The organism is Bradyrhizobium sp. CCGUVB4N (assembly GCF_024199945.1).
Lineage (GTDB): Bacteria > Pseudomonadota > Alphaproteobacteria > Rhizobiales > Xanthobacteraceae > Bradyrhizobium.
Genome location: NZ_JANADP010000001.1, coordinates 7,828,078 through 7,852,015, shown reverse-complemented (window position 1 = coordinate 7,852,015; position 23,938 = coordinate 7,828,078). Strand labels below are relative to the sequence as shown.

16 protein-coding genes are annotated in these 23,938 nt (G+C 64.7%); 8 read left to right on the top strand and 8 right to left on the bottom strand.

What is annotated here, in order from left to right:
* Nucleotides 1–9: 9 nt before the first annotated feature.
* Nucleotides 10–891, bottom strand: coding sequence for a hypothetical protein (locus tag NLM31_RS36515; RefSeq protein WP_254195355.1), 882 nt, complete (start codon nt 889–891; stop codon nt 10–12).
* A 2-nt stretch (nt 892–893) separates the two neighbouring features.
* A complete protein-coding gene (locus tag NLM31_RS36510; protein ID WP_254195354.1) occupies nt 894–2,252 on the bottom strand; it encodes an MBOAT family protein in 1,359 nt (452 codons plus the stop codon).
* A 386-nt stretch (nt 2,253–2,638) separates the two neighbouring features.
* Here NLM31_RS36510 and glpK point away from each other — a divergent pair, with 386 nt between their 5' ends.
* The 3 genes from glpK to NLM31_RS36495 all read left to right on the top strand — a co-directional run bounded on the left by glpK (nt 2,639) and on the right by NLM31_RS36495 (nt 7,544).
* Complete coding sequence (glpK, locus tag NLM31_RS36505) at nt 2,639–4,144, top strand: glycerol kinase GlpK (protein ID WP_254134075.1); 1,506 nt, start codon at nt 2,639–2,641, stop codon at nt 4,142–4,144.
* Between the two features lie 165 nt (nt 4,145–4,309).
* Complete coding sequence (locus tag NLM31_RS36500; RefSeq protein WP_254195353.1) at nt 4,310–6,757, top strand: penicillin acylase family protein; 2,448 nt, start codon at nt 4,310–4,312, stop codon at nt 6,755–6,757.
* A gap of 193 nt (nt 6,758–6,950) precedes the next feature.
* Nucleotides 6,951–7,544, top strand: coding sequence for a GNAT family N-acetyltransferase (locus NLM31_RS36495; RefSeq protein WP_254134073.1), 594 nt, complete (start codon nt 6,951–6,953; stop codon nt 7,542–7,544).
* Between the two features lie 123 nt (nt 7,545–7,667).
* Here NLM31_RS36495 and NLM31_RS36490 read toward each other — a convergent pair whose 3' ends face one another.
* Both NLM31_RS36490 and NLM31_RS36485 read right to left on the bottom strand, forming a co-directional pair.
* Entirely contained in the window at nt 7,668–8,792 is a 1,125-nt protein-coding gene (locus NLM31_RS36490; RefSeq protein WP_254134072.1) for a BBP7 family outer membrane beta-barrel protein, read from the bottom strand.
* A gap of 258 nt (nt 8,793–9,050) precedes the next feature.
* Nucleotides 9,051–9,998: a threonine/serine dehydratase gene (locus NLM31_RS36485; protein WP_254134071.1), complete on the bottom strand. Its 948-nt coding sequence runs from the start codon at nt 9,996–9,998 to the stop codon at nt 9,051–9,053.
* A 155-nt stretch (nt 9,999–10,153) separates the two neighbouring features.
* Here NLM31_RS36485 and NLM31_RS36480 point away from each other — a divergent pair, with 155 nt between their 5' ends.
* Nucleotides 10,154–10,783: a glutathione S-transferase family protein gene (locus NLM31_RS36480; protein WP_254195352.1), complete on the top strand. Its 630-nt coding sequence runs from the start codon at nt 10,154–10,156 to the stop codon at nt 10,781–10,783.
* A 352-nt stretch (nt 10,784–11,135) separates the two neighbouring features.
* Here NLM31_RS36480 and metH read toward each other — a convergent pair whose 3' ends face one another.
* Together metH and metF are read right to left on the bottom strand one after the other, a co-directional pair.
* Entirely contained in the window at nt 11,136–14,987 is a 3,852-nt protein-coding gene (gene metH, locus NLM31_RS36475; protein ID WP_254195351.1) for a methionine synthase, read from the bottom strand.
* A 6-nt stretch (nt 14,988–14,993) separates the two neighbouring features.
* Nucleotides 14,994–15,911: a methylenetetrahydrofolate reductase [NAD(P)H] gene (gene metF / locus NLM31_RS36470; protein ID WP_254195350.1), complete on the bottom strand. Its 918-nt coding sequence runs from the start codon at nt 15,909–15,911 to the stop codon at nt 14,994–14,996.
* Between the two features lie 402 nt (nt 15,912–16,313).
* Between metF and NLM31_RS36465 the strand changes: the two genes are divergently transcribed.
* Complete coding sequence (locus tag NLM31_RS36465; protein ID WP_254195349.1) at nt 16,314–17,330, top strand: LLM class flavin-dependent oxidoreductase; 1,017 nt, start codon at nt 16,314–16,316, stop codon at nt 17,328–17,330.
* Between the two features lie 191 nt (nt 17,331–17,521).
* Here the strand turns inward: NLM31_RS36465 and NLM31_RS36460 are convergent, their stop codons facing one another.
* Both NLM31_RS36460 and NLM31_RS36455 read right to left on the bottom strand, forming a co-directional pair.
* Nucleotides 17,522–18,382 carry a prephenate dehydratase gene (locus NLM31_RS36460; protein ID WP_254195348.1) on the bottom strand — a complete coding sequence of 287 codons (861 nt, stop codon included), beginning with the start codon at nt 18,380–18,382 and terminating at the stop codon, nt 17,522–17,524.
* A gap of 21 nt (nt 18,383–18,403) precedes the next feature.
* Nucleotides 18,404–19,144 carry a 3-deoxy-manno-octulosonate cytidylyltransferase gene (locus tag NLM31_RS36455; RefSeq protein WP_254195347.1) on the bottom strand — a complete coding sequence of 247 codons (741 nt, stop codon included), beginning with the start codon at nt 19,142–19,144 and terminating at the stop codon, nt 18,404–18,406.
* A 221-nt stretch (nt 19,145–19,365) separates the two neighbouring features.
* Between NLM31_RS36455 and NLM31_RS36450 the strand changes: the two genes are divergently transcribed.
* From NLM31_RS36450 to NLM31_RS36440, 3 genes are all read left to right on the top strand, one after another.
* Nucleotides 19,366–19,920 carry a cytochrome c family protein gene (locus NLM31_RS36450; protein WP_254134064.1) on the top strand — a complete coding sequence of 185 codons (555 nt, stop codon included), beginning with the start codon at nt 19,366–19,368 and terminating at the stop codon, nt 19,918–19,920.
* Between the two features lie 213 nt (nt 19,921–20,133).
* Nucleotides 20,134–22,035, top strand: coding sequence for an extracellular solute-binding protein (locus NLM31_RS36445; protein WP_254195346.1), 1,902 nt, complete (start codon nt 20,134–20,136; stop codon nt 22,033–22,035).
* A 14-nt stretch (nt 22,036–22,049) separates the two neighbouring features.
* Complete coding sequence (locus NLM31_RS36440) at nt 22,050–23,936, top strand: extracellular solute-binding protein (RefSeq protein WP_254195345.1); 1,887 nt, start codon at nt 22,050–22,052, stop codon at nt 23,934–23,936.
* The last annotated feature ends 2 nt before the right edge of the window (nt 23,937–23,938 follow it).

Here is a 23,938-nt window from a genome sequence, read left to right as displayed (position 1 = left end):
GCTGCTCCGCTACCGGCCCTGCTCGGCCAGGGCGCTTTCGATCGCGCGTACCACGAGCAGGGCCGATCTCTCGTCGAGATGCACGCCGTCGGCCCAGCGCAATTCGCTCAAGCGAGGATTGATCGGCAGCCAGCGCGCGCGATCCGGGAACGCCGCGTGGACGATCTCCCCGGTGGTGCGGACGAAGCGAGAGTCCTCGATCTCCGGCGCGAAGGGAATGTGGATCAGAAGGGCAAGCGTGCCGCGCCGCTGCAGGTCGTCGATGAGCGCCTTGATCAGGGCGACGTTTGTGCGCGTTGGCCCGGTCGGGTCTTCATCGTTCATCTGTTCGACGGCGCGGTCGAGATAGACCTTGTTGTCGAATGTGTCTGGTGGCTGGCTGAGCAGGCGGTCCTGCTGTGCTCGCGCCTGCGCGGGATCCAGGCTGGCGTGATTCCAGGTCTCATATGCAGCGGTTGCCGCGCGTATCGGACGCAGGAACAGTGTTTCTGCGCCAACGCCGCCCGAGAATTTCTCGATCAGCGCGGTGTCCGGCACGCGCGTGAGAACGTTCGTCTCGATGAGGACGAGCTTCGGCAGGCTTCGCCGCTCGGCGAGAATCCGCAGGCTGGTCACTGGCGAGCCTCCGGCCAGAGCCAGGTTCCGGACTTGGGGGCGCGAGAAATACTCTTCCTTGAGGCGCCACATGACCGAGCTGCCGACCAGCACGATGTCCGGCGTCGGCTCACGCGCATAGCGGTTCAGGGTGACGAGGCTGCCGTCGCGCGTGGTGACGGCCGGCTGCTGCAGCGCGGAGCCGAAGCGCGCGGTGGCAAGGCCGCAGGCGAGCAACATCGCCACCGCGACAGCAGCGCATTTGATCAGCCATGAAAACCGGGATGCCTGCTGCATGGTCAGAACTGGAAATAGATGAAGGCGGCGTCCGGGCCGGCCTCGAGAAAGGCCATCGCGGCGAGCGCGCCATAGAGATACGGCTCCCATCGCCGCAATCTGCCCTCAAGCAGTGCGCCGATGCCGAGGTGCTGGATGAGCACGGGCAGGGCGTAGAGCAGCGCCATGTTGCGGAACAGCTTTGTCGGATTGGGATTGTCGGTCGGTGCGAACATGCCTGCGAGGTAGCCGAGCGCGTGATCGAAGTTCGGCAGCTTGAAGAAGATCCACAGCATCGTCACGCAGAAAAACACTACGCCCATGCGGGCGACCCGCACCACCGGGCCGGCTTCGCCGAGCAGTTTCAGGAACGGCCGCTCGACGACCAGCAGCAGGCCGTGCAGCATGCCCCACAGCGCGTAGCTCAGGCTCGCGCCGTGCCAGAGCCCGCCGAGCGTCATCACGATCATCAGATTGAGGCAGGTCCGGACCGGCCCCTTCCTGTTGCCCCCGAGCGGGATGTAGAGATAGGTCCGCAGCCACGTCGATAGCGAGATGTGCCAGCGCGTCCAGAACTCGGAGAACGAGGCCGAGATGTAGGGCAGATCGAAGTTGATCGGCAGGCGGTAGCCGAACAGCAGCGCGAGGCCGAGCGCGATCGCCGAATAGCCGAAGAAATCAGCATAGATCTGGTAGCTGTACAGGAACACGAGCAGCCAGCGGTCCGCCGTCGCCACGGTCTCGTAGAGCGGATAGTCCATATAGGACGTCATCTCGTTGAGGTTGTTGGCGACGTAGAGCTTGAAGAAGAAGCCGGACAGGATCCATTTTGCGGCCTCCACAAAATCGACGTCGGCGAGCCGCTTGGGCGCGATCTGCGGCATGAATTGCCCTGCGCGGGTGATCGGCCCGGACACCAGCTGCGGGAAGAAGATGATGTAGAGGAACACGTCCCGCAAGCGAGGCGGTTGCTTCTCGCGCGTCAGGTCGACCAGCAGGCTGATGTTGTGGAACACGAAGAACGAGATGCCGATCGGCAGCGGCAGCCGCAGCAGGACGTCGATCGGCGCAATGCCGGTCGGGTGCACCGAGGTCGGGTCGATGAACAGCAGCTTGTATTTGAAGAACGCCAGCAGCGCGAGATTGAAGACGATGCCGGCCGGCATCCAGACCGCGCGATTGTCGAACGCCAGCACCAGGCAGAGATAGGTCCCGAGCACGGCAAGCAGCAGCAGCGGCAGCAGGTCCGGCTGGCCGGAGCCATAGAACACCAGGCTCGCCAACACCAGCAGCTGAACCTGGAAGGGGCGCAGCGGCGGCAGATAATAGGCGCCGAACACCACCGCAACGAAGACGCCGAACTGAACCGAAGTGAAACTCATGCCGCCCCGAAATGCCCGATCCGGGATGTAGCATTTTCGCCGAGATGGTCATAGCCTACTGGGCCCGCCTTCTTCCCTCTCCCCTTGCGGGAGAGGGTGGCTCGCCGCGACAGCGACGAGACGGGTGAGGGGTATGCCTCCACGAGCGCATCTCTCGCACTATTCCTCGCTGATCGAACCCCTCATCCGGCGCCATAGCCGAAGCTTCGCTTCGGCGTTCTCTTAAGGACGGCGGCCGAAGGCCGCCTACGCCACCTTCTCCCACAAGGGGAGAAGGGAAGGGCAAGGCGATGCGCGCATCCCACCTTGACCTTCCTGCCCTAATCCGCTCCTTTTGGCGCGACACAATGACCCGTCACCGGGAAAAAACGCCAAGGTAAGCTTCCATGTCTTTCGTCCTCGCCATCGACCAGGGCACCACCTCCTCGCGCGCGATCGTGTTTCGCAGCGACATCTCGATCGCCGCCCGCGCGCAGCAGGAGTTTCCGCAGCATTTTCCGGCCTCGGGCTGGGTCGAGCACGAGCCGGAGGACATCTGGACCTCGACCGTGATGGTCTGCCGCGATGCGATCGACCAGGCCGGCATCACGGCGAAGGACATCGCCGCGATCGGCATCACCAACCAGCGCGAGACCACCGTGGTGTGGGACCGCACTACGGGCCAGGCCGTGCACCGCGCCATCGTCTGGCAGGACCGCCGCACCGCGGGCGTCTGCGCCAAACTGAAAGCCGATGGCCGCGAGCCGCTGATCTCGCAGAAGACCGGCCTGATCATCGATCCCTATTTCTCCGGCACCAAGGTCGCCTGGATCCTCGACCATGTCCCCGGTGCCCGCGCACGCGCCGCACGCGGCGAGCTGATGTTCGGCACCGTCGATTGCTACCTGCTCTGGCGCCTCACCGGCGGCAAGGTACATGCCACCGACGCCACCAATGCCTCGCGCACGCTGCTGTTCAACATCCACACCGGCCAGTGGGACGACGAGCTCTTGGAGATCATCGGCGTGCCGCGCTCGATGCTGCCCGAGGTGAAGGATTCCTCCGCGCGCTTCGGCGAGAGCACGCCGGACCTGTTCGGTGGCCCGATCGCGATCTCCGGCATCGCCGGCGACCAGCAGGCCGCCACCATCGGCCAAGCCTGCTTCCGCCCGGGCATGATGAAGTCGACCTACGGCACCGGGTGTTTCGCCCTGCTCAACACCGGCTCCACGCCGGTGGTATCGAAGAACAAGCTGCTCACCACCATCGCCTACCAGCTCGACGGCAAGCGCACCTACGCGCTCGAAGGCTCGATCTTCGTCGCGGGTAGCGCCGTGCAATGGTTGCGCGATGGCCTCGGCATCATCAAGCACGCCGCGGAGACCGGGCCGCTCGCCGATCAATCCGACTCCATGCAGAGCGTCTATCTTGTCCCCGCCTTCGTCGGCATGGGCGCGCCCTACTGGAACCCGCGCGTGCGCGGCGCGCTGTTCGGCCTCACCCGCAACACCGGCCCGGCCGAGCTTGCGCACGCCGCGCTGGAGAGCGTCTGCTACCAGACCTTCGACCTCTGGGCCGCGATGCGCGCGGACTGGCCGAGCTCGGAAACCGCGAGCGTCGTGCTCCGCGTCGATGGCGGCATGACCGCGTCGGACTGGACCATGCAGCGGCTCGCCGATCTTCTCGACGCGCCGGTCGATCGCCCCGTGATTCAGGAGACCACCGCACTCGGTGCGGCCTATCTCGCCGGCCTCAATGCGGGCGTCTATCCCGAGCCGACGAAGTTCGCCGACAATTGGCGGCTCGAGCACCGCTTCAAGCCGAACATGAGCGAGGCAACGCGCGACCGGAAGCTCGCCGGCTGGGCGAGGGCCGTGAAGGGCGTGCTGGCGAGCGACGAGGGGGAGGAGTAGGGCAGGTCGCGCCGGCGAAAGTCTCGTAGCCCGGATGGAGCGCAGCGAAATCCGGGTTTTCTCCGCAGGCAAGAATCCCGGATTACGCTTCCGCCTTCGCTCTTCGAGCTTCGGCGGACAAGTCGCTCCATCCGGGCTACAAAAACAACAATCGGGAGAACCACAATGAACACGGATTTCAACCGCGTCATCCAAAAGCTCAGCATTGCAGCGATCTGCGCCGCGTTGCTCACCTCCACCGCCATCGCGCGCGAAAAACCGAACCCGCTTCTCAGCGCGCGGCAGGTCAAGACGGACGTCGCCGGCCTCAACGCCCCCGCCCAGATCCTGGTCGACGTCTGGGGCATCCCGCACATCTATGCCGGCAACGAGCACGACCTGTTCTTCCTGCAAGGCTTCAACGCCGCGCGCGACCGGCTCTGGCAGATCGATCTCTGGCGCAAGCGCGGCCTCGGCCTGCTCGCGAAGGATTTCGGCCAGGCCTATGCGGAGCAGGACAAGGCGCTGCGGTTGTTTCTCTATCGCGGCGACATGAATGCGGAGTGGGCGGCCTATGGCCCCAAGGCGAAGACCTATGCGGACGCCTTCGTCGCCGGCGTCAACGCCTATGTCGCCGACGTGCGCGCGGGCAAGCGTCCGTTGCCGATCGAGTTCAGGATCGCCGGCACCATGCCCGATGCCTGGACCGCCGACGATGTCGTGCGCATCCGCAGCCACGGCCTGACCCGCAATGTTTCCTCCGAGGTCAAGCGCTCGCTGGTCGCCTGCGCCGCCGGTCTCGATGCCGATCGGTTTCGCGTCAAGCTCGAGCCGGCCTGGACCACGAAAATTCCCGAGGGCCTCGATCCCTGCAGCGTTCCGAAAGCGGTGCTCGCGGCCTACGATCTCGCGACGCGCCCCGTCGCCTTCGCCGCGCCAAAGGACCAGAAGGCCGCGCTCGCGCACGATCCCGACAAATACCTCACCGAAGCCGATCAGCAGCGCGACACCATCGGCTCCAACAATTGGGTGATCGCGGCCTCGCGCACCGCGACGGGCCGGCCGATCCTTGCCAACGATCCGCATCGCGAGCACAGCGTGCCCTCGCTGCGCTACATCGTCGGTCTCAATGCGCCCGGCTTGTCCGTGATCGGCGCCGGTGAGCCGGCGCTGCCCGGCATCTCGATCGGCCACAACGGCACCATCGCCTTCGGCCTCACCATCTTCAACGTCGACCAGGAAGACCTCTACGTCTACGAGCTCAACCCGCAAAATCCCAACCAGTATCGCTACGGCAATGGCTGGGAGGACATGCGCATCGTTCACGAGAAGGAAGAGGTGAAGGGCGAGCCCGATCGCGACCTCGAGCTGAAATTCACCCGCCACGGGCCGGTGATCTTCGTTGATGACAAGAACAACCGCGCCTTCGCCGTGCGCTCGATCTGGTTCGAGCCCGGCACGTCGGCCTATTTCGGCTCGTCGGACTACATGACCGCAAAGGACTGGAACGGTTTTCTCGGCGCCATGCGGCGCTGGGGCGCGCCGTCGGAGAACCAGGTCTATGCCGACACCAAGGGCAATATCGGCTGGGTCGCTGCCGGCAAGACGCCGCGCCGCGTCAATTTCGACGGCCTGATGCCGGTGCCCGGCGACGGCCGCTACGAGTGGCAGGGATTTCTGTCGCTCGACGAGCTGCCGAAAGCCTATCAGCCGAAGCAGGGCTTCTTCGCCACCGCCAACCACATGAACCTGCCGCCCGATTATCCCGTCAACGAGCGCAGGGTCGGCTTCGAATGGTCCGACAGCGCGCGCTGGCAGCGCATCACCGACGTGCTCGCGGCCAACAACAAGGTGACGCTCGCCGACGCCATGGATCTGCAGAACGACGATACGGCGATGATGGGTCGCCGTCTGGTCAAGCTGTTGCAGCGGCTGACGTCCGACGACGCCAACGTGAAGCAGGGCCTCGATCTGCTCAAGCCATGGGATGCGCGTGACAGCGCGGACAGCGCGGCGGCGGCGGTGTTCGAGGTGTGGATCGCCAATCATCTGGGCCCCGTACTGCTGAAGATCACGGCGCCGAAGGCGGCGGACTTGATCGCGCCCGAGGCCTCCAGCATCTCGGCACTCGTCGCCGCGCTGGAATCTCCGGATGCGTCGTTCGGCGCCGATCCCGCGGCCGCGCGCGACCAGATTTTGCGCGACAGCCTCGGTGCTGCGGTGGCCGATGTCATCAGCAAGCTCGGCCCTGATCCGTCCACCTGGCGCTGGGGCCGCCTGCATGTCGCAAAGTTCGATCACGCGCTGATGCCGCTCGCCGACAAGGCCACCGCGGCGCAATTGTCGGTCGGTCCGCTCGCCTATGGCGGCGCCGCCAACGTGCCGCGCGCCGCCACCTATCGCCGCTCGGATTACCAGCTCACCGCGGGCGCCTCGTTCCGCATGGTGCTCGACGTCGGCAATTGGGATGCGAGCCGCACCATCAACACGCCCGGCCAGTCCGGCGATCCCTTCAGCGGCCACTACCGCGACCTCGCCCCGCTCTGGGCAACGGGCCAGTATGTGCCGCTGCTCTACAGCCTCGCAGCGGTGGAAGCCGCGACCGCGGAAGCGATCACGCTGACGCCGAGGTGAATGAGGCGAGCTCCGTTTCACCTCTCCCCGCTTGCGGGGAGAGGTCGGATCGCTCTTGCGATCCGGGTGAGGGGGTACAGGTCTCACGACGATCTCAATCGTGGAGAGATGCCCCTCACCCCAACCCTCTCCCCGTAAGAACGGGGCGAGGGAGCGCACCGCCGCTTTGGCCTGAACTGAACGAGCCAGCCCCATGATCATCCCCGACGGCTATTCCGACATCCCCGCCGGCAAGATCGCCGCGATCGTCACCCATCTGGAGATGACCGCGCGCCCCGCTCACCGCGACGAACTGCCCGGCACGTGGACCCTGCGCAAGGCCGACGCACCGGCGCTCGCCTGGTATCGCGATCTCTTCCGCCGCGTCGGCGAAGATTGGCTGTGGTTCTCACGCGCACGCATGAGCGACGCGGAGCTCGCCGCGATCATCCACACCGCCGGCATCGAGATCTATGCGCTCGTCGTAGACGGTCGCGAGGAGGGCCTGCTCGAGCTGGATTTCCGCAAACCCGGCCAGTGCGAGCTGGTCTATTTCGGCGTCACCGCCAGCCTGATCGGCACCGGCGCCGCCCGCTTCCTGATGAACCGCGCACTGGAGCGCGCGTGGCGCGGCGATGTGCGTCGCGTCTGGGTGCATACCTGCACCTTCGATCATCCGTCGGCCGTCGCATTCTATCAGCGCTCGGGATTTCGGCCGTTCCGGCGGCAGGTCGAAGTTGCGGATGATCCGCGGCTCGACGGCACGCTCTCGCGCGACGCGGCGAAGCATGTGCCGATTGTCGAGTAGTCTCTTTCCACGTCGTCATTGCGAGCGCAGCGAAGCAAAGCAATCCAGTCTGTCTCCGCGGAAAGATTCTGGATTGCTTCGCTGCGCTCGCAATGACGGAGTGTGGGTGCGCTATTTGCACCCTCAATAATTATACCGCACCCCAAAACTAAACCCCTGCGCCAGCAGGTTCGTCGTGTTGAACACCGGCAGTGGCCGCACCGGTCCGACGGCGGGGCCCGGCGGCACCAGGGTTGGATTGACGCCGGTGTCGACCAGTCCGCCGGCACGCTGCACGCCGGTCCAGTACATGACATCGTAGCCGGCGATCAGCCGCCAGGCGGGTGCGATCTGATAGCCGGCCTTGAGCGAGATCTCCGGCACCACCGCGAAGCGGGTCTGTTCGAAATGACCGATATTGCTGGGGGCGGCGAGGAAACCGCCCGCGGTGGTCTTGGTGACAGCGCCGATCGTGCTCGTCGTCGAGCCCGAGATATCGGCAGTGTTGAGATTGGCGCCGAGCGCGACCTTGCCGCGCCATTCCAGCGACCACGGGCCGTTGCGCCACTCGCCGGTGAGGCCGAGATCGAGGCCGTGGAAATTGCTCGCAGCCTTGAAATTGTCGGTGGGCGTAAACACCCCGAAGGCTGCGCTGTTCAAGGTATCGGTGATCCAGAGCGTGTCGGACGAACGCAGATAGCGATAGCCGATCAGCGCACTCACGCGCTGTCCGCTCCACGAGCCAATATCCTGCCGATAGAGCGCGCCGGCACCGAGAAGGCGAGAGGTCTCGTTGGCATTGACGCTGCCGGTGCCGATGCCCGGAAAGCCGGCGATCAGCGCGTCCTGCGCGCCCGTCGAGACGTTCAGGAACGGGCGCATCAGGATCGGGCTAGTGCCGGTGTTGGCGGCAAAACCGGTCCCGACATTCTCCAGCCCGAAGAACGAGGCCTCGATGCCACGGCTGCGCTGCGGATCGAACCAGTAGCCGGCCGTGATCCGTCCACCCGAACGCCAGTCCTTGTTGACGCTGGAATCCCCGAACAGCACCGTCGTGGTCGGTTGCCCCAACACGCCGGCCAGGCCCAGCGGCGTACCGATGGGAGCCGTGGTCACCAGCGCCGGCAGCTTGTCGCCGCTCACGCTCCAGGCGAGATAGTCGGCCTCGGCCCAGAACGGATTGAAATCAACGGCTTTCGGCGGCGCCTTCACCGGCAGATCGGCGGCAAGCGCGCTCGTGCCGCCAAGTGCCGTCGTAGCCAGGATCATCCCGGTCGCTACAGCGCAAACTGCCCGCCGATTCATGGCCGCTCCCCCAAGCTCCCGAAGATGGAACCATGCGACAAATTGTTCGGCAAGGCGGAGTTGACGAGAGCGGCGAAGGAAACCGGCGGCTGTTGCCGCAAAGCCTCGTTGTCAAATGGGGGCTCGTAGCCCGGATGGAGCGAAGCGCAATCCGGGGCTTTCTCACCCGTGGATCGATTCCCGGATTTCGCTTCGCTCCATCCGGACTACAGCGCCGAACCGCTAGCTGTCGAAGTTCACCGCCGTTGTATTGGCACCGCAGACCAGCACGCAGATGCGTTCGCCTGCCGACGGGCGATAACGGCCGGAGAGCAACGCTGCAAACGCGGCAGCGCCGCCGGGCTCTGCGACGAGGCGCAGGCGCGACCATAGCGCTGCCTGCGCCTGCCGGATCGCATCGTCACTGACCAGGACGACGCGCTCGACATGGGCGCGTGCAATCGGGAACATCAATTCACCGACGCGCCGCGGCGCGAGGCTGTCGGCGGCGACGCCGCCGGCCGGCGCATCGACCGGTGCTCCCGCCGCGAGTGCGGCGTGCAGGGTCGGCGATAGCTCCGGCTCGACGGCAATGATACGCGTTCTCCCGGCGCTCCATGCCGCGATGCCGCCGATCAGCCCGCCGCCGCCGACGGCCACCAGCAGCGTGTCGATATCAGGCGCATCCTGCTCCAGCTCCAGGCCGACGCTGCCCTGGCCGAGCAGGGTCTCGGCCTGGTCGTAGGCATGAACGGCCAACGCGCCGGTCTGGGCGAGATGCGCTTCGCTCGCGGCGAGCGCGTCGGCGTAGCGGCTGCCCGCGATCACGAGTTTCGCGCCATAGCCCCTGATCCGCTCGGCCTTGGCCGGCGAAGTGATGTCGGGCACGAAGATCGTGGCGGGAATGCCGAGGCGCTGCGCCGCATAGGCCGCCGCCGCGCCGTGATTGCCGCCGGACGCGGCGACGATTCCGGCTTGCGGCACCTGCCGCAGCAGCAGATTGGCAAAGGCGCCCCGCGCCTTGAACGATCCGGAATGCTGCAGCATCTCGAGCTTGAACGTGACGGGCGCCGGGGCAAGCCCGAAATCGGCGAGATCGGCCTGAATGAGCGGCGTGCGCCTGATGTGCGGACGGATAACGGCCTCGGTCGCCGCGATCCGCTCCCGATTGATGTCTGATGTCGCTGTCATGATGCCGTCCTTGATAGCGCATTCGGGAGACGCTGTCGCGAGCCCGTTGCATTCGACGCAAGGCTGCATGTCCGGGATTTTCCTTGCGCGGCCGCAATCTCATCGTGGAAACTGATCGGCCCTGCCTTGTTCAACGCCAGAGAAGAGCGAGAACCATGTTCCTGATCGGCCAATATGATTCCCCCTTCGTCCGCCGCGTCGCGATTGCGCTCCGGCTCTACGGGCTCGCGTTCGAGCACAAGCCGTGGTCGACTTTCGGCGATGCCGACAAAATCGCGCCGTACAATCCGCTGCGCCGGGTCCCGACTCTGGTGCTCGATGACGGCGAGGCGCTGATCGAGAGCACGATCATTCTGGATTATCTCGACGAGCTCGTCGGTGCGGAGAAGGCGATGCTGCCGCGAAGCGGCGTCGAGCGTCGCCGGCATCTGCGCATCTGCGCGCTCGCGACCGGCCTCGGCGACAAGGCGGTCAGCCTGCTCTACGAGCGCGTGCTGCGGAAGGAGCAGCTCGCGCTATGGGTCGAGCGCTGCCAGGCGCAGATCGGCGACGTGCTCGGCGTGCTCGAGGCCGAGCGCGCCAAGGTGACGACGCCGTATTGGCTCGGTGCCCGCGTTGGCCACGCCGACATCGCGGTCGCCTGCGTCCTCAGGTTCACCCGCGAGGCGCATCCGCAATTGTTCGACACGGCGCGCTACCCGGCGCTGAGCGCGCATGCCGAGCGTTGTGAAGCGCTGGCCCCGTTCAGGGACATCGTGCAGCCGCTGGCGCCGCCGAAGGGGTGAGGCCTCTTACCCTCCCCTGGAGGGGGAGGGTCGGCTCACATGAGCGTAGCGAAATGTGAGACGGGGTGGGGTGATCCCTCCACACGGACACTGTTCGAGGTGGAGAGACCGTCACCCCACCCCGCTTCGCATTTCGCTTCGCTCATACGAAGCGACCCTCCCCCTCCAGGGGAGGATGGGGACCGTGCGTTTGGGATGAGAGTTGCCTTCACACGCGACACCCGATCCTGCCTCGATACAGGTGTTTTGCCCGACGGAGCAAGTAATTTTCGGTTAGACCGAAAATCACCAGGCCATTCAACCCCATCCGTACTGTGCATGGGGTCGTTTTCGCGTCTCGCGTTCCGTGAGTCTAACCCGCGCCTGCGCGCTTCTTCTGCCAGACCAGATGCACCGCGCAATTGCAGCCCGGCGGATGCGAGGCGAGGTCCTTCGACGTTTCGTCATTCGCAGGCGTCGCGGCGAAAGCCTTGTCGGCGTCCTGTTGCGAGGGGATGTAGTTCAGCACCGGCGCGAGCCAGCGCTCGGTCTCGGCCACGCTCATGCCCTTGCGTGCGGCATAGTCCTCGACCTGGTCGCGCTCGATCTTGCCGACGCCGAAATAATAGCTCTCGGGATTTGCAAAATAGAGCCCGGACACGGATGAGCCCGGCCACATCGCAAAACTCTCGGTGAGCTTCACGCCGGCGGTGGCTTCCGCATCGAGCAGCTCGAACAGCGTCGCCTTCTCGGTGTGGTCGGGCTGCGCAGGATAGCCGGGCGCGGGGCGGATGCCCTGATATTTTTCCAGGATCAGCTCGTCGTTCGAGAGCGCCTCGTCCGGCGCATAGGCCCAGAACTCCCGGCGCACGCGGGCATGCATGCGCTCGGCGAAGGCTTCGGCGAGACGATCGGCCAGCGCCTTGCACAGGATCGAGGAGTAGTCGTCGTTGGCCATCTTGAAGCGGTCGGCGACGGCGTCCTCGCCGATTCCTGCGGTGACGACGAAGCCGCCGACATAGTCGGGCACGCCCGAGGGCGCGATGAAGTCGGAGAGCGCGGCGTTGAAGCGGCCCTCGCGCTTCTCGAGCTGCTGGCGCAGCGTGTGCAGCGTCGCGATGCGCTTGGTCCGGCTCTCATCGGCATAGAGCACGATGTCGTCGCCTTGCGCGTTCGCCGGCCAGAAGCCGACGGTGGCGCGCGCCCGGAACCACTTTTCCTTGACGATGGTGTCGAGCATCTTGCGCGCATCGTCATAGAGCGAGCGGGCGACTTCGCCGACCTTGTCGTCCTTGAGGATCGCGGGGAAGCGGCCGGCGAGCTCCCAGGTCTGGAAGAACGGCGTCCAGTCGATATAGGGCACGAGCTCGGCGAGGTCGTAGTCGTCGAAGCTCTTGATGCCGAGGAAGGTCGGCTTCACCGGCTTGTTGGCTGCGAAGTCGACCGGCACGCGGTTCTTGCGGGCGTCGGCGAGCTTCAGCCGCTTCTTGTCGGCCTGCGCGCGCAGATGCGCCTCCGAGATTTTTGCGTATTCGGCACGGACCTCGGCCGCATAGGCTTCGCGCCTCTCAGGGCTCAGCAGCGAGGACGCGACGCCGACGGCGCGGCTGGCGTCGTTGACATGCACGACGGGACCGGCCCGATAGCTCGGGTCGATCTTCACGGCCGTATGCACGCGGCTTGTAGTCGCGCCGCCGATCAGCAGCGGCAGCTTCAACCCTTCGCGCTGCAATTCGCCGGCGAAGAATGCCATCTCGTCGAGCGAGGGCGTGATCAGGCCGGACAGCCCGACGATGTCGGCCTTCTCCGCCTTCACCGTCTCGACGATCTTGGCGGCCGGCACCATCACGCCGAGGTCGATGACCTCGTAATTGTTGCACTGGAGCACGATGCCGACGATGTTCTTGCCGATGTCGTGAACGTCGCCCTTGACGGTCGCGAGCACGATCTTGCCGGCCGACGAATTGGCGCCGCTCTCGACGCCGTTCGCGGCGTTGCGCGCCTTTTCCTCTTCCATGAACGGCATCAGCCAGGCCACGGCCTGCTTCATCACGCGGGCGGACTTCACCACCTGCGGCAGGAACATCTTGCCGTCGCCGAAGAGGTCGCCGACCACGTTCATGCCGGCCATCAACGGACCTTCGATCACGTCGAGCGGGCGCGAGGAGTTCTTGCGGGCCTCCTCGGTGTCCTGCTCGATGAACTCGGTGATCCCGTGCACCAGCGAATGCGACAGCCGTTTCTCCACCGGCCATTCGCGCCAGGCGAGATCGGCTTCCTTGGTTTCGGTCTTCTTGCCGCGGAATTTCTCCGCGAGCGCCAGCAGGCGCTCGGAGGCGCCCGCGTCGCGATTGAGGACGACGTCCTCGCAAGTTTGGCGTAGTTCGGGATCGATGTCGTCATAGACGATCATCTGTCCGGCATTGACGATGCCCATGTCCATGCCGGCCTTGATGGCGTGATACAGGAACACCGAATGCATGGCCTCGCGCACCGGCTCGTTGCCGCGGAACGAGAACGACAGGTTCGACACGCCGCCCGAGATGTGCGCACCCGGCAGGTTCTGGCGGATCCAGCGCGTCGCCTCGATGAAGTCGACGCCGTAATTGTTGTGTTCCTCGATGCCGGTCGCGATCGCAAAAATGTTCGGATCGAAGATGATGTCTTCCGGCGGGAAGCCGACGCGGTTCACCAGGATATCGTAGGCGCGCTTGCAGATCTCGGTCTTGCGCGCGAACGTGTCGGCCTGGCCGACCTCGTCGAACGCCATCACCACGACAGCCGCGCCGTGGCGGCGAGCGATCTTGGCTTCGTGAATGAACTTGTCCTCGCCTTCCTTCATCGAGATCGAGTTGACGACCGGCTTGCCCTGCACGCATTTCAGGCCGGCCTCGATCACCGAGAACTTCGACGAGTCGACCATCACGGGCACGCGGGCGATGTCGGGCTCGGCGGCGACGAGGTTGAGGAAGGTCACCATCGCGGCTTCCGAATCGAGCAGGCCTTCGTCCATGTTGACGTCGATGATCTGCGCGCCGTTCTCGACCTGGTCGCGCGCGACCTGCAGCGCGGCGGTGTAGTCGCCATTGGTGATCAGCTTGCGGAAACGGGCCGAGCCCGTGACGTTGGTGCGCTCGCCGACGTTGACGAAGGGGATGGCGTCCGTCAGCACGAACGGCTCGAGCCCGGAGAGGCGCAGCTTTGGTTCGATCTCCGGCACGCTACGCGGCTTGTGCGGGGCAACGGCTGCAGCGATGGCTGCAATATGATCCGGTGTGGTACCGCAGCAGCCGCCGACGATGTTGACGAGGCCGGACGCAGCAAACTCGCCGACGAGACGCGCCATGTACTCCGGCGTCTCGTCATACTGGCCGAATTCGTTCGGCAGGCCGGCGTTGGGATAGGCGCAGACCAGCGTGTCGGCGACGCGGCCGATATCGGCGATATGCGCACGCAGGTCTTCGGCGCCGAGCGCGCAGTTGAAGCCGATGGTGACGGGTTTTGCGTGCCGCACCGAATTCCAGAACGCCTCCGGCATCTGGCCCGAGAGCAGGCGGCCGGATTTGTCGGTAATGGTGCCCGACACCATTACGGGCATGTCGATGCCGAGCTCTTCGGTGATTTCGGCGATCGCATAGAGCGCCGCCTTCGCGTTCAGCGTATCGAAGATGGTCTCGACCAGCAACAGGTCGACGCCGCCGTCGATCAGGCCGCGGATCTGCTCGCCATAGGACTTGCGCAGATCGTCGAAGGTGACGGCGCGGTAGCCGGGATTGGCGACGTCAGGCGAGATCGAGGCGGTGCGGTTGGTCGGGCCGATGGCGCCGGCAACGAAGCGCGGCTTGCCGTCTTCGGCGGCGACGCGTTTTGCGGCGTTGCCGGCGAGGCGGGCGCCTTCGCGCGCCATTTCATACACGATGTCGGTGAGGTCGTAATCGGCCTGCGCAATCGAGGTCGTCGAGAAGGTGTTGGTGGCGACGATGTCGGCGCCGGCGCGCAAATAGGCGGCGTGGATGTCCTCGATCGCCTGCGGCTGGGTCAGGATCAGGAGATCGTTGTTGCCGCGCAGGTCGCGATGGAAGTTCTTGAAGCGCTCGCCGCGGAAAGCCGCCTCGTCGAACTGGAGGTTCTGGATCATCGTGCCCATGGCGCCGTCGAGCACGAGGATGCGCTCGCGCGCGGCGTTGATGAGGGCGGTTCGCTTGGGCGAAATGGATACGGTCATGATGTCTTAAGCCGCCTTCTGCGCGCTCTTGGCGCGAATGCCGAGCAAATGGCTGATCGCGAACACGAGATCGGCGCGGTTCATGGTGTAGAAATGGAAGGTGTCGACGCCGTTCTTGGCGAGCTTTTGCACCTGGCCTGCCGCAACCGTCGCGGCCACAAGCTTGCGGGTCTCGGCATCGTCGTCGAGGCCCTCGAACTTCGCGGCGAACCAGTCCGGCACGGTGGTGCCGGCGCGGGTGACGAAATTGCGGGCCTGCTTGAAATTGTGCATGGGCATGATGCCCGGCACGATCGGGATGTTGATGCCGCGGGCGCGGACGCGGTCGAGATAGCGGAAGTAGAGGTCGTTATCGAAGAACACCTGCGTAATCGCGCGGGTCGCGCCTGCATCGACCTTGGCCTTGAGCGTATCGATGTCAGCATCGAAGTCGCGTGCTTCGGGATGCTTCTCGGGGTAAGCCGAGACGGAGACCTCGATATCGCTGTGCCGCTTCTTGATGCCGGCGACGAGCGCGTCGGACGTCTGATAGCCGTCGGGATGGCTCGCGTAAGGCGTGCCGATTCCGCCGGCGGGATCGCCGCGCAGGCCGACGATGTGGCGGACGCCGACCTCGTGGTAGCGGTCGACGATCTCGTCGATCTCGCCGCGCGAGGCGCCGACGCAGGTCAGATGCGCGGCCGGCAGCAGCGCGGTCTCTTTGAGGATGCGGGCGATGGTCGAGTGGGTGCGTTCGCGGGTCGAGCCACCGGCGCCATAGGTCACCGAGACGAATTTCGGGTCGAGCGGGGCCAGCCGGTTGATGGTCTCCCAGAGATTCCGCTCCATATCTTCGGTCTTGGGCGGAAAGAACTCGAAGGAGATCGCGGGCCGCTTTGCGGTGAGGTGCCCGTCAGGGTGGGCAGGCGTCGTCAAATCGGTCATGGCACCACTCACTCCAGGGGCGCGCGCCAGCGGTTTCGCGGCGGCGGTCGGGTCCAAGTTGGGAGCGGGTAAGATAGGGCAATGGCGGATTTCTCGACAGCCCATCAGAGATGGGAAGTCGCCCACTTTTGCCGGAAGGATGTCAAATATTGCGATGCAGAGGACTGGAGTGGGAGGCGGTGCGTAAGAGAATAAAATATAACAATATCAATATATTATTTCTATTTTAGGGGTGCGATAATCGCGCTATGTGGCGGTGGGCAGGATGAATTTGATGTTGCATGGCCTACAATCGTCCCAACATCGCGCTCCTGCCGCCCGCACGGCCTCTCCGCCCGCACACGCCAGACCTGCGCTGTTGGCCCATTGCCGCCGCGCGGCCCTCCACTACGTTAGCGCGCCATGATCCCGCTTTCAGTCCTCGACCTCTCCGTCGTCACCACAGGTACAAAGCCCGCCGCAGCGCTGCGCAACAGCATCGACCTGGCGCGCCATGTCGATGGGCTCGGCTATGTCCGCTACTGGCTCGCCGAGCACCATAACCTTGCCTCGGTCGCGAGCCCGGCGCCCGACGTGATGATCGGGCAGATCGCTGCGGTCACGAAGCATATCCGCGTCGGCTCCGGCGGCGTGATGCTGCCCAACCACGCGCCGCTGGTGGTGGCCGAGCGCTTCAAGATGCTGGAGGCATTGTTTCCCGGCCGTATCGATCTCGGCCTCGGCCGCGCTCCGGGCACTGATGGTGCCACGGCCTATGCGTTGCGCAGCCGGCTCGACCGCCGCGAGGGTGGCGATTTCCTGGAGCGGCTGCATGAATTGATTTTGTGGGAGACCCGCGAATTTCCTGCAGGCCATCCCTACCACAACGTCGTCGCGATGCCTGACGACAGTCCGTTGCCGCCGATCTGGCTGCTCGGCTCCAGCGATTATTCGTCGGAGCTTGCCGCGCAAGTCGGCATGGGCTTCGCCTTCGCGCATCATTTCGCGTCTCACGATGCGATTGATGCGATGGTGCACTATCGCAACCGCTTCCAGCCCTCGGCCTGGCGCGCGACCCCGCATGCGATCCTTGCGGTCGCCGTCATCGCGGCCGATACCGACGAAGAGGCCGAAAAGCTCGCGACGTCCTTCGATCTCAACCGGCTGCGCCGCGACCGCGGTCAGTATCTGCCGCTGCCGAGCGTCGAGGAGGCGCTGGCCTATCCCTATACGGATTCCGAGCGCGTCTCGATCGTGCGCAACCGCTCGCGCCTGTTCGTCGGCAGTCCGGCGACGGTGCAGAAGAAGCTTCAGCCGCTGATGGATGCGAGCAAGCCGGACGAGTTGATGGTGATCACGGCCGTGTACGATCACGAGGCGCGCAAGAGGTCCTATTCGCTGCTCGCGGAGGCGTTCGGGCTGGCGAAGCAGGCGGCGTAACTTACCCTCCCCTGGAGGGGGAGGGTCGATCGCGCGCAGCGCGAGCGGGGTGGGGTGATCTCTCCAAACGGGCACTGTTGGATGAGGAGAGACCGTCACCCCACCCCGTCTCACATTTCGCTGCGCTCAATGTGAGCCGACCCACGAGCGAGCTACGCTCGTCTCGGACCCCTCCAGGGGAGGGTGAAAGATCAATCCTGCTGCGTCTCGCTGAACGTCGCGCGGAACGGGTGGCCGGGATACACGCCGACGATGCGGAATTCGCGCGAGAAGAATTTCAGCTCCTCGATCGCAAACGCGAGGCCCTTGTCGTCGGGGTGGCCGTCGACGTCAGCATAAAACTGCGTGGCGAAGAAATTGCCGTCGACCATGTAGCTCTCGAGCTTGGTCATGTTGACGCCGTTGGTGGCAAAGCCGCCGAGCGCCTTGTAGAGCGCGGCGGGAAGGTTGCGCACGCGGAATACAAAAGTCGTGACCAGCGGACCCGAACCTTGGGCCGCCCATTTCGGCTCGCGCGCCAGCACCACGAAGCGCGTGGTGTTGTGGGCCTCGTCTTCGATGTCCTCGGCAAGGATGTCGAGGCCATAGATCTGCGCGGCCAGCCGCGAGGCGATCGCGGCGACGCTCTTGTCCTTGCGCTCGGAAATGTCGCGGGCGCTGCCGGCGGTGTCGGCGTGCACGATGCCTTTGATACCGAGCTTGCGGATGATGCGGCGGCACTGGCCGAGGGCGTGCACGTGGCTCTCGACGGACTTGATGTCCGACAGTTTGGTGCCCTTGATCGCCATCAATTGATGCCGGACCGGCAGGAACCATTCGCCGATGATGAAGAGGCCGGAGGCCGGCAGCAAATGGTGGATGTCGGCGACGCGGCCGGCGACCGAATTCTCGATCGGGATCATCCCAAGATCGGCCTCGCCCGAGGAGATCGCCGACAGCGCGTCCTCGAAGGTGGCACAGGGCATCGGCTCGGCGTCGGGGTAGGCCTCGACGATGGCGATATGGGAATTGGCGCCAGGTTCGCCCTGGAATGCGATTTTCAGCTTGCTCATGACGGGCCTTGTAGCAGCGGCTCAGGATTTGGAAAGGATGCTGCGCGCGGTTTCGAGGTCGGGCGGCGTGTCGACGCCGCGCGGCACGCTGTCGACGATCATGATGTCGATCCGCATGCCGTCCTCCACGGCCCGCAGCTGCTCCAGACTCTCTTGGCGCTCCAGGGGCGAGGGCGGCAGGGACACGAACCGCTCGAGCGCAGCGCGGCGATAGGCGTAGACGCCGATATGGTGGTAGCGCGGTCCGTTGCCATGAGGTGCGGTGGCACGGGTGAAATAGAGCGCCCGCAGCCGTTTGGGGCCGATGCGGGTGCCGATGGCCTTCACGACGCTGGGCGCGAGGTCCTCTTCCTCGGTGTGGATCTGCGAGGCCAGCGTCACAATGTCGACCGCGGGATCGGCGAAGGGGGGAAGCACCTCGCGGAGGCTCTCTGGCGCAATCGTCGGGAAATCGCCCTGGAGATTGACCACGATCTCGGCCTTGCCGTCCGGATCGAGCTTCTGCATGGCCTCGTGGATGCGGTCGGAGCCTGAGGGGTGCTCCGCGCGGGTCATCACGGCCTCGCCGCCATGGGCGGTCACGACTGCAGCGATTTCCGCCGTGTCGGTTGCCACCGCGACCCGGCCGATGCCGGCGGCCTCGGCGCGCCGCATCACGTGCACGATCATCGGCAGGCCCGCGATATCAGCGAGCGGCTTGCCGGGCAGGCGGGTGGCGGCCATGCGGGCCGGGATCAGCACCAGGATGCGGGGATCGGTCATCTGTTCAAGGGCCTGGAAACGGGGCGTTTTCCGCACCGAGAAATGGGGTGGGGATGGGCTGAAAGCCGGGTCGCTTATACGGGTTGCCAGACCCCGGGCAAACCGATATCTCAATGGCAAAACTCGGGGAAACAATAAGGAACGTTTTTGATTCTCCCGAGGCTCGTCCTGGCGGCCGCCCGGCCGCCTATTCCTTCTTGCGGTGTGGGGCCTGGCCGGAAATGGACTCTTTCGAACTCAATAAGATTCTCGGTGCTCTGCTTGGCACCTGTCTCGTTCTGCTGGTGACGAGCTTCACCGCGCAGGCGCTGTTCTCGCCGAAATTTCCGGAAAAGCCGGGCTTCGAGATCGCCGTGAAGGAAGAAGCCGGCGACAAGGGCGGCGCGGGCGCGGCCGCGGCCCCGTCCGAGCCGATCGAAAAGCTGCTCCAGACCGCCTCCGTCGAGAAGGGCGCGTCCGCCGCCAAGAAGTGCGGCGCCTGCCACACCTTCGAGAAGGGCGGCCCGAACCGCGTTGGTCCGAACCTCTACGGCGTCGTCGGCGACCACGTCGGCGAAGGCCGCGGCGGCTTCAACTTCTCGGCCGGCATGAAGAGCAAGGGCGGTACCTGGGACTTCGACGCGCTCAACAAGTTCATCGCCAATCCCAAGGCTGCCGTTCCCGGCACCGCGATGGGTTTTGCAGGTATCCCGAAGGACAGCGAGCGCGCCGACGTGATCGCCTACCTGAACAGCCTCTCCGACAGCCCGAAGCCGCTCCCGACCGCGGCGAAATAAGGCTCTCCGGTCTCTCGATATTGGATGTGCGGCCAGGCCTCAAAGCCTGGCCGTTTCCGTATTCGGGCCTCGCGACGTTGTTATCGGGGCGTTTGGCCGCATCTGGCAGGCCGTCCGGCCTTCCAACATGAGGAAAAAGCAACATATTCCGTCGAAACCTCGCCTATATTGAGCACTTAAAGGGGTAACCTCCTTCAAGACTGGGATGTTGATTTGGCCATTACCCGACGCGATCTCCTGCTCACCGGCGCTGCATTTGCTGCGCTCCCCGCCCTCGGCTCTGTGGCGGGCCTTCCCGTCATCGGAACTGCCGAGGCGCAGTCGGCCGGCGAGCTCCCGTGGCGCCATGCGCTGTCGCTGTTCGGCAACGTCAAGTATCCCGCCGACTTCAAGCGCTTCGATTACGTCAATCCGGACGCGCCCAAGGGCGGTACCGTTCGGCAGATCGCCATCGGCACCTTCGACAATCTCAACATGGTCGTCTCTGGTGTGAAGGGACAGGTCGCCGGTGCCATCGGGTTCATCTATGAGGCCCTCATGACGGAGGCGCTCGACGAAGTCTCGACCGAATACGGCGCGCTGGCCGAAGCCGTTAGCCACCCCGACGATTTTTCCTTCGTGGTCTATCGTTTGCGGCCGCAGGCTAAATGGCATGACGGCAAGCCGGTCACTGCGGATGACGTGATCTTCTCGTTCGATTCCTTCAAGAAGCTCCACCCCAGATACGCGGCCTATTACAGCCATGTGGTGAAGGCCGAGAAGGTGGGCGAGCGCGAAGTGAAGTTCGTGTTCGACGCGCCGGGCAATCGCGAACTGCCGCAGATCGTGGGGCAGCTCACGGTCTTGCCGAAGCACTGGTGGGAGGGCACCGACGCGCAGGGCCGCAAGCGCGACATCTCCACGACCACGCTGGAAATTCCCCTCGGTTCTGGTCCTTACCGTGTCAAGGCGTACGACGCGGGCCGGTCATTTACGCTCGAGCGCGTGAAGGATTATTGGGGGCGCGACCTCGCCGTCAATGTTGGCCGCAACAATTTCGACGAGATCCGCTACGAGTATTTCCGCGACACCACTGTGGCGATCGAGGCCTTCAAGGCCGATCAGGTCGACTGGCGCACCGAGAACAGCGCGAAGAACTGGGCGACGGCCTACGACTTCCCGGCCGTGACTGAAAAGCGGGTGATCCTCGAGGAATTCCCCAATCGCAGTTCGGGCGTCATGCAGGCGTTCGTGCCGAACCTGCGCCGCGCCAAGTTCAGGGATCCCCGCGTGCGTCGTGCGCTCAATTACGCATTCGACTTCGAGGAGATGAACAAGCAGCTCTTCTTCGGTCAGTACAAGCGCGTCAGCAGCTATTTCGACGGCCTCGATGAGCTCATGGCGACGGGCTTGCCGCAAGGCAAGGAGCTCGAAATTCTCGAGACCGTCCGCGCCGATGTCCCGCCCGAGGTCTTCACGACAGCCTACACCAATCCGGTTGGTGGTAGTCCGGAAGCCGTGCGTGACAATCTGCGCGAAGCGCTACGCCTGTTCAAGGAGGCCGGCTACGAGGTGCGCGATCGCAAGCTGATCGACGTCAAGACCGGTGCCCAGTTTTCCCTTGAGCTGCTGAACTCGGATCCGAGCTTCGAACGCGTTACGCTGTTCTACAAGCCGTCGCTCGAACGTCTCGGTATCGCTGTCAACGTGCGGACCGTCGATCCGACCCAGTACGAGAACAGGACTCGCGAGTGGGATTTCGACGTCATCACCAACTCGTGGGGCGAGTCTCAGTCGCCGGGCAACGAGCAGCGCGAATACTGGTCGTCCAAGTCGGCCGACGTCGTCGGTTCGCAGAATTATGCCGGCATCAAGAATCCGGCGGTCGACAAGCTGATCGATCGGGTGATCTACACCAAGGGGCGCGACGAGCTCGTCGCGGCCACCAAAGCGCTCGACCGGGTGCTGCTGTGGAATCACTACGTCGTGCCGCAGTGGACCTACACGAAGGTGCGCACCGCGCGCTGGGATCGTTTCGGTCGGCCGGCGGAATTGCCCAAATACGGCCAGTCCGGCTTCCCGTTCGTCTGGTGGTACGACGCAGACAAGGCGGCACGGATCGCAAAGAAGTCGTGAAGGACGTGTTTCGCATGGCGCAGCTTTCACGCCGGCATGTGCTGGTCCTCGGTGTCGGCGGCGCGCTTGGCGCTGCCGTAATCCGCAGCGCGGCGGCGTCCGAGGGGCCCGCTGAAGCCCACGGCATGTCGGCGTTCGGCGATCTCAAATATCCCGCCGATTTCCATCATTTCGACTACGTCAATCCCATTGCTCCGAAGGGTGGCGCATTCTCGCTGATCCCGTCAACGCGCGGCTACAATCAGTCCTTTTTCACCTTCAACTCGCTCAACGCCTTTGTCCTGAAGGGCGAGGGCGCACAGGGCATGGACCTGACCTTCGTCACGCTGATGGCGCATGCCGGTGACGAGCCCGATGCCATGTACGGCTTTGCCGCGAAGTCGGTGCAGATCTCTCCCGACAAGCTCGCCTATCGCTTCACGATGCGGCCCGAGGCGAAGTTTCATGACGGCACGAAGCTGACCGCGCACGACGTCGCATTCTCGATCAACGTGCTGAAGGAGAAGGGTCATCCGCTGATCCAGATCCAGATGCGCGACGTCAAGGGTGCCGAGGCGCTCGACGAGGCCACGGTGATCGTGACCTTCGCCGAGAAGCGCGCGCGCGACGTGCCGCTTTACGTGGCGGGACTTCCGATCTTCTCCAAGGCCTATTACGCGAACCGGGTCTTCGATGAGACCACCACGGACACGCCGCTGGGCTCGGGTCCGTACAAGGTCGGCAAGTTCGAGATCAACCGCTTCATCGAGTTCGAGCGCGTCAAGGACTGGTGGGGCGCCGACCTGCCGGTCTGCCGCGGCAGCAACAATTTCGACGTGATCCGCTACGAATTCTACCGCGATCGCGACGTCGCCTTCGAAGGCTTCACCGGCAAGAACTATCTCTATCGCGAGGAATTCACCTCGCGTATCTGGGCGACGCGCTACGACTTCCCGGCCATTAAGGACGGTCGCGTCAAGCGCGAGGAGGTGCCGGACCAGACTCCTTCGGGCGGCCAGGGCTGGTTCCTCAACACGCGGCGCGACAAGTTCAAGAATCCTAAGGTGCGCGAAGCGTTGAACTGCGCGTTCGACTTCGAATGGACCAACAAGACCATCATGTACGGCGCCTATGCGCGCACGCGATCGCCGTTCCAGAATTCCGATCTCGTCGCCGAAGGGATGCCGTCGCCCGAGGAGCTGAAGCTGCTCGAGCCCTTCCGCGGGCAAGTGCCTGACGAAGTCTTCGGCGAGCCGTTCGTGCCGCCGGTGTCTGACGGTTCAGGCCAGGATCGCACGCTGCTCCGCAAGGCGCAGCAATTGCTCCAGGAGGCGCAGCTTCCGGTCAAGGACGGCAAGCGGCTGCTGCCGAACGGCGACGTCTTCAGCATCGAGTTCCTGACTGACGAGGCGTCGTTCCAGCCGCACCACGCCTCGTTCCTCAAGAACCTGAACATGCTCGGTATTGATGCGAACCTGCGCCTCATCGATGCCGTCCAGTATCGCGCCCGGGTCGAATCCTTCGATTTCGACGTGGCGATCAACCGCCTGTCCATGACGGCGACGCCCGGCGACAGTCTGCGCACCTATTTCACGTCTCAAGCTGCTGCGACGAAGGGATCCTACAACCTTGCCGGCGCCGCCAATCCCGCGCTCGATGCGCTCGTGGACAAGGCGATGGCGGCCGAGACGCGCAACGACCTGATCGTCGCCTGCCGCGCGATCGACCGCGTTTTCCGCGCCGGTCGCTATTGGGTGCCGCAATGGTACAATACCAGCCACCGGCTGGCGTATTGGGACGAGTTCGGCCATCCGGCGAACCTGCCGCGTTATCCGCTCTCCGACTACGCGAGCGGCGTGGGGGAGCGGACCTTGTGGTGGTATGACCGCGCCAGGGCGGCCAAGCTCGAGCAGGCGAAGTAATC